Genomic DNA, 6,938 nt, shown 5'->3' on the forward strand with positions numbered 1-6,938 from the left:
CCTCCTGAATTCCGGACCGAAACCATCATGCGTCACGTCATTTCCCTCCTGATCGAAAACGAATCCGGCGCGTTGTCGCGCGTCTCGGGCCTGTTCTCGGCACGCGGCTACAACATCGAGTCGCTGACCGTGGCACCGACCGAAGACGCGTCGATGTCGCGCATGACCATCGTCACCACCGGCTCGGACGACATCATCGAGCAGATCACCAAGCAGCTGAACAAGCTCGTCGAGGTGGTCAAGGTGGTCGACATCTCCGAGGCGGCGCACATCGAACGCGAGCTGATGCTCGTCAAGGTCCGCGCCACCGGCAAGGACCGCGAAGAGATCAAGCGCACCGCCGACATCTTCCGCGCCCGCATCATCGACGTCACCGACGCCTCCTACGTCGTCGAGCTGACCGGCAACCAGGGCAAGCTCGACGCCTTCCTCGGCGCCATCGAACCCGCCCTGATCCTGGAAACCGTGCGCTCGGGCGTGTGCGGCGTCGGCCGCGGCGACCGCGTGCTCAAGCTGTAACCCGCTCCACACACCGACCCTGAAAGCGAAAAGGAAGAACATGAAGGTTTATTACGACAAGGACGCCGACCTCTCCCTCATCAAGGGCAAGAAGGTCACCATCGTCGGCTATGGCTCGCAGGGCCATGCCCACGCCCAGAACCTGTCCGACTCGGGCGTCAAGGTCACCGTCGGCCTGCGCAAGGGCGGCGCTTCGTGGAAGAAGGCCGAAGGCGCCGGCCTCAAGGTGAAGGAAGTGGCGAAGGCCGTCGAAGACGCCGACGTCGTCATGATCCTGCTGCCGGACGAGAACATCCCCGAGGTCTACAAGAACGACGTCGAGCCGAACATCAAGAAGGGCGCCGTGCTGGCCTTCGCCCACGGCTTCAACGTGCACTACAACCAGGTCGTGCCGCGCGAAGACCTGGACGTGGTCATGGTCGCCCCCAAGGGCCCCGGCCACACCGTGCGCTCCGAGTACCAGCGCGGCGGCGGCGTGCCCTCGCTGATCGCGGTGCATCAGGACAAGTCCGGCAAGGCGCGCGACATCGCCCTGTCCTACGCGGCGGCCAACGGCGGTACCAAGGGCGGCGTGATCGAGACCAACTTCAAGGAAGAAACCGAGACCGACCTGTTCGGCGAACAGGCCGTGCTGTGCGGCGGCGCGGTCGAACTGGTGAAGATGGGCTTCGAAACCCTGACCGAAGCCGGCTACGCCCCCGAGATGGCCTACTTCGAGTGCCTGCACGAACTCAAGCTGATCGTCGACCTGATGTACGAAGGCGGCATCGCCACGATGAACTACTCGATCTCGAACAACGCCGAATACGGCGAGTACGTGACCGGCCCGGAAGTCATCAACGAGCAGTCGCGCGCCGCCATGCGCAACGCCCTGAAGCGCATCCAGACCGGCGAATACGCCAAGATGTTCATCCAGGAAGGCCGCACCAACTACCCGAGCATGACCGCTCGCCGCCGCCTGAACGCCGAACACCCGATCGAGAAGGTCGGCGGCCAGCTGCGCGAGATGATGCCCTGGATCAAGGCCAAGGCCCTGGTCGACAAGTCGAAGAACTGATCTTCCTGCATCGGCACCACGACCGCGCACGGGCATCCGCCCGGCGCGGTTTTTTTTCGCCCCCGGGCCGATTCGGAAATAGAATCAGCAATCGTTATCATCCCGAATCGACAGCAACGCCATGCCCAACGCAGACGCCCCACGCCAGCGCATCGTCCACGGCCTGTACGCCGACCACCATGGCTGGCTGCGGGCCCGACTGGGCGGCAAGCTGGGCAACGCCGAGCAGGCTGCCGACCTGGCCCAGGACGTGTTCGTGCGCCTGATGGGCCGGTCCCTGCATTCGCTGCAGGGCATCCGCGAACCGCGCGCCTTCCTCAACCGCATCGCCAACTGCGTCGTCGTCGACCACTGGCGGCGCATCGACATCGAGCGCGCCTGGAGCGAGGCCCTGGCCAGCGCACCGCCGGACGCCGCCCCATCCGCCGAGCACTGCGCCATCGTGCTCGAAACCCTGTACGACATCTGCGCCATGATCGACGCCCTGCCCGACAAGCCGCGCACCGCCTTCATCCTCGCCCGCATCGAAGGGCTGAGCTACGCCGAAATCGCCCGCCGCCTCAAGGTCAGCGAGCGCATGGTCACCAAGTACATGGCCCAGGCCATGCTCCACTGCATCGCCCTGGAAGAAGGCGCCACCCCGCCTGCCGGAGTGCACACCGCATGAAAACGCCCGGCGCCTCGGCACCCGACTACGCCAGCCTGCAGCAAGCCGCCGAATGGTTCGCCGTGCTCGCCTCCGGCCGCGCCACCGAACAGCAGCGCCAGCGCTGGCAGGCCTGGCTCGACGCCCGGGCGGAACACCGCAGCGCCTGGGCCAGGGTGGAAGGCATCAACCGCCGCCTCGGCACGCTGAGCACCGAAGCCGGCCAGCACAACGCCGCCAGCACACTCCACGCCGCCACCCAGGCGGTCCGGAAGCGGCGGCGCACCCTCGGCATGCTCGGCACCGCCTTCGCCCTGCTGCTCGGCGGCAAGCTGCTCCACGGCCTGCCGCCCGTCCGCCACACCCTCGCGGCCTGGCGCGCCGACCGTCGGACCGGCGTAGGCGAACAACACGCCGAAACACTCGCCGACGGCAGCCAATTGTGGCTGGACACCAACAGCGCCGCCGACGTGCGCTACGACGCCGCGCTGCGCCGCATCGTCCTGCACGGCGGCGCCCTGCTCGTGCGCACCGCGCCGGACCCCGCCCGCCGTCCGCTGGTGGTGGACACCCCCCACGGCCGCCTGCTCGCCCTGGGCACCTGGTTCTCCGTGCGGCACGACGACGGGCGCACCCACCTGTCGGTCTTCAACGGCACGGTGGAAATCCAGCCCGCGGCCATGGGCGCCGCCCCGCAACGTGTCGGCGCCGGGCAGCAGGCCAGCTACACCCGCGACGCCTCCGACCCGCTCCGGCCCCTCGCCCAACCCCGGCCACAATGGCAGGACGGCCTGCTCATCGCCGACGAAATGCCGCTCGCCGACTTCCTCGCCGAACTCGGCCGCTACCGCCACGGCCACCTCGGCTGCGCTCCCGACGTCGCCCGCCTCAAGGTCGTCGGCGCCTACCCGCTGCAGGACACCGACCGCGCGCTGGAACTGCTCGCCACCGCGCTGCCGCTGCGCATCCGCCGCACCCTGCCCTGGTGGGTCACGCTGGAGGCGCGCTGACCCGCCCCAAAGTTTTTTTCGTTCCCCGGTTCCGGTTTTTCGATCTCGTACGGCAGATGGGAAGCATTTACTTTCCCATCCACCGCAGCAGAAGGAACCGGCATGTCCAAAGCGCCCCTTTTTCCACCCGCGTCCCACATCATCCACCGCAGCACCGCAAAGGGGCCCGCTCCCCGGCTCACCCGGCTTGCACTCCACCTCGCCTGCGCCGCCCTCCTGCCCACGCTGCCAGTTGGCGCGACCTTCGCCCAACCGGCCCAGGCCGGCCAGGAAGCGCAGAGGCATAGCATCAACATTGCGCCCGGCCGCCTCAGCGCCGTCCTCGGCACCTACGCCGCCCAGGCCGGTGTCCATCTATCTGCCGACGGCGCGCTCACCCAGGGGCTGCAAAGCGAAGGCCTGAAAGGCCGCTACGACATCGCCGAAGGCTTCGCCCGGCTGCTCGCCCGGCATGGGCTGCAGGCGATGCCGAACGGCGACGGCAGCTATACCCTGGCGACGCTGCCGAGGGCGGCGGGGGAAGCGACGCTGGGCGCAGTGACCGTCACCGCCAAGGCCGAGCGTCGCAATGGCACCACCGAAGACACCGGCAGCTACACGCAGACAGGGCCGAGCAACACAGCCACCCGCCTGGGCATGACGCTGCGCGAAACCCCGCAAAGCGTCAGCGTGGTGACACGCCAGCAAATGGATGACTTTGGCCTGAATGAAATCAACGACGTCTTGCAACAGACCCCGGGCATCACCGTTGTGGCCTATGACAGCGAACGCACGACCTATTACTCGCGCGGCTTCACCATCGACAGCTTCCAATACGATGGCATTTCTACTACCCGAGACATTCGCTATTCGTCGGGCGATACGCTGACTGGCACGGCTATCTACGATCGCGTCGAGGTGCTCAAAGGAGCAAGTGGTTTGATGACCGGCAGGGGCGACCCTGGCGGCACCATCAATCTGATCCGAAAGCGGCCGACAAGCCAGTTCAGTGGCCATGCGACGGCCAGCGCCGGATCATGGGACAACTACCGCACCGAAATCGATGTGGGCGGGCCACTCAATGAAAGCGGCAGCATACGAGGGCGGGCTGTTGCCGCGTACCAGGACAAGAAATCCTACTTGGATCACTATGAGCGCAAATCCAAGGTTTTCTATGGCGTGCTCGAATCGGACCTCACGCCTGACACCTTGCTGACTGTGGGCGCCACCTATCAGGACACCATCCCAAAAGGCTCGAATTGGGGCGGTACGCCGCTATTCACCAGCGACGGGGATTTCAACGACACGCCGCGCTCATTCAATCCTGGCGTTAGGTGGTCCAGTAATGAACAATATTCTCGAAGCGCTTTTGCGACACTCGAGCACAACTTTAGCAATGGCTGGACGGCGAAAGCCAATTTCACCCACCAGATCAACGGCTACAATGCGCCGATGTCATCGGCCAGTGGAGGCCAGCCCAATCCCATAACTGGTTCCGGTGCCATTCTCTCCTTGGGTAAGTTCGATGGCGAGATCAAGCAGAATGCAGTCGATGCGTATGCAAAAGGTCCGTTCGCCTTGCTGGGCAGGGAGCACGAAGTGGTCGTCGGCATCAACGCTTCACACCGCGATTGGAAAACCAAGGACTACTTCCCTGCCTATGACAGCGCTGTCGAGGACTTCTACAACTGGAACGGCGATATTGCCATGCCAGACTGGGGTACGGCCTACCCGACCGCGGAAACCACCCGTGAAATCGCTGGTTACATCACCGCACGCTTCAATCTGCGCGACGACCTCAAGCTGACCCTTGGTAGCCGCATTGCCGACTATCGCGGCGAAACCACGACTGAGAAGGGCATATGGGTGCCTTATGCCGGTGTGGTCTACGATCTGAACGAGACGTTTTCGGCTTACGCAAGCTACACCAGCATCTTCAAGCCCCAGACCCGGCAGGACGTGCAAGGCAAGACGTTGGATCCGCTTGAGGGCGACAGCTATGAAGCGGGGCTCAAGGCGGAGTTTTTCGACGGCCGACTCAACGGCAGTTTGGCTTACTTCGACATCAGGCAGGACAACTACGCCTTGCAAACCAGCAGCAGAGCGCCGAGCGGCAGTTGGGCCTACGAGGCGATCAAGGGCGTGAAGACCACAGGTTATGAATTCGAACTCTCAGGCGAGCTGCTGCCCGGCTGGCAAGCGCACGCGGGCTACACGCACAAGTCTTCCCGCCGTACTGGCAAGAGGGTTTCCACCTGGGAGCCAGAAGACCAGCTCAGCCTCTACACCAGCTATAAGATCCCGACCCACATCGCCCCGCTGACTGTGGGGGGGGGCGCCCGTTGGCAGAGCAAGAGCTGGAACACGCTGAGCAACCCTATTCGTGGCGGAAGTGAAAGGTTCACTCAGAAGTCTTACTGGCTCGTTGATTTAATGCTGCGGTATCAAATCAACCAGAACTTGTCGGCTTCGCTAGGCGTGAACAACGTCCTCGACAAGAAATATTTCTATAACAATGGGATATACAGCTACATATGGGGAGAGCCGCGTAGCGCGAACGTGAGCATCAGATACGACTTCTGATGTTCGCCGCCTGCTTCCTGTTGTTGGGAAGGCAAAGGAGGGCAGACCACGATTTCCTGCCTCGGAACGCGGAATAGCTCTGAAAACAGGAGGCCGTCATGAAATGGAAGGCACCCACAACCGGGTGCCGTTTCCGTGTCTCGCGCCGCCTTTCAGCCCTCACTGCGCACCGAACACATCCTCCAGCGTCCGCACATCGAAGATACTGTCGGCGCACCGCACCGGTGCCGTGCGCCGCCGGTCTTCTCCCTGCTCATTCCGCTTCCGCTGCGGCCTCGCGGCGCAGCAGTTCGCGCTTGCGCTCCACGCCCCAGCGGTAGCCCGACAGGTCGCCGTCGCGCCGCACCACGCGATGGCAGGGAATGGCGACGGCGATGCGGTTGGCGCCGCAGGCCGCGCCGACTGCGCGTGCCGCGCAGGGCGCGCCGATGTGCTCGGCGATCTCGGCATAAGTGGCCGTGGCGCCGGGGGGAATCGCGCGCAAGGCCTGCCAAACACGTTCCTGGAAAGCCGTGCCGCGCACGTCCAGCGGCAGATTCAGGCCGATGGCGGGCGTCTCGACGAAGCCGACGACCTGCGCCACCAGGCATTCGAAGCCGGCATCGCCGCCGACCAGTTCCGCTCTGGGAAAGCGGTCCTGCAGGTCGCGCACCAGGACGTCCGGATCGTCGCCCAGCAGGATGGCGCAGATGCCGCGCTGGCTCTGTGCGACCAGGATGGCGCCCAGCGTGCATTGCCCGACGGCGAAGCGGATCTCGGCGCCGATGCCGCCGGCCTGGTAATCCCGCGCGGGCATGCCAAGGCGTTGGTTCGACGTCTCGTAGAAGCGGCTGCTGGCGTTGAAGCCGGCACCATAGATCGCGTCCGTCACCGAAGCCGCCGGCCCGCCCAGTTCCGCGCGCAGCCGGGCAGCCCGCCGGGCCGTGGCATAGGCCTTGGGCGTCAGCCCCGTCTCGGCCTTGAATACGCGGTGGAAATGGAAGGGGCTCATGCCCGCCCGGGCGGCAAGCTCATCGAGCCTGGGTGCGGTTTCCGATGCCTCGATCAGGCGGCAGGCCTGGGCCACCAGGGCGGCCCGCTCGGCCGCGGCGGCGGTCCGGTCGCCCCCGGTGCGGCGGCTGGCGCGGTAGCCCGCCGCCTCGGC

Annotated in this window: 6 protein-coding genes; 5 read left to right on the forward strand and 1 reads right to left on the reverse strand. The window is 65.3% G+C overall.

Translation table 11 applies throughout. From position 1 onward, the window contains the following. Positions 1-27 precede the first annotated feature (27 nt). The 5 genes from ilvN to C666_RS12585 all read left to right on the forward strand — a co-directional run bounded on the left by ilvN (position 28) and on the right by C666_RS12585 (position 5,794). On the forward strand, positions 28-519 hold the full coding sequence (gene ilvN, locus C666_RS12565) for an acetolactate synthase small subunit (RefSeq protein ID WP_004339748.1): 492 nt from the start codon (positions 28-30) through the stop codon (positions 517-519). A 40-nt stretch (positions 520-559) separates the two neighbouring features. Then, the gene (ilvC, locus tag C666_RS12570; protein WP_004339749.1) at positions 560-1,576 is read left to right on the forward strand and encodes a ketol-acid reductoisomerase; all 1,017 of its coding nucleotides are present in this window, start codon (positions 560-562) and stop codon (positions 1,574-1,576) included. Between the two features lie 121 nt (positions 1,577-1,697). Further along, positions 1,698-2,243 carry a sigma-70 family RNA polymerase sigma factor gene (locus C666_RS12575; protein ID WP_004339751.1) on the forward strand — a complete coding sequence of 182 codons (546 nt, stop codon included), beginning with the start codon at positions 1,698-1,700 and terminating at the stop codon, positions 2,241-2,243. Then, the gene (locus tag C666_RS12580) at positions 2,240-3,232 is read left to right on the forward strand and encodes a FecR domain-containing protein (RefSeq protein ID WP_004339754.1); all 993 of its coding nucleotides are present in this window, start codon (positions 2,240-2,242) and stop codon (positions 3,230-3,232) included. The genes C666_RS12575 and C666_RS12580 overlap by 4 nt, the downstream gene beginning before the upstream one ends. Before the next feature lie 102 nt (positions 3,233-3,334). Continuing rightward, on the forward strand, positions 3,335-5,794 hold the full coding sequence (locus C666_RS12585; protein ID WP_004339756.1) for a TonB-dependent siderophore receptor: 2,460 nt from the start codon (positions 3,335-3,337) through the stop codon (positions 5,792-5,794). Between the two features lie 253 nt (positions 5,795-6,047). Here C666_RS12585 and ada read toward each other — a convergent pair. Next, the coding region (ada, locus tag C666_RS12590) for a bifunctional DNA-binding transcriptional regulator/O6-methylguanine-DNA methyltransferase Ada (RefSeq protein ID WP_004339758.1) at positions 6,048-6,938 on the reverse strand (891 nt) is incomplete at its 5' end.

Source organism: Thauera linaloolentis 47Lol = DSM 12138 (assembly GCF_000310205.1).
GTDB classification, from domain to species: domain Bacteria; phylum Pseudomonadota; class Gammaproteobacteria; order Burkholderiales; family Rhodocyclaceae; genus Thauera; species Thauera linaloolentis.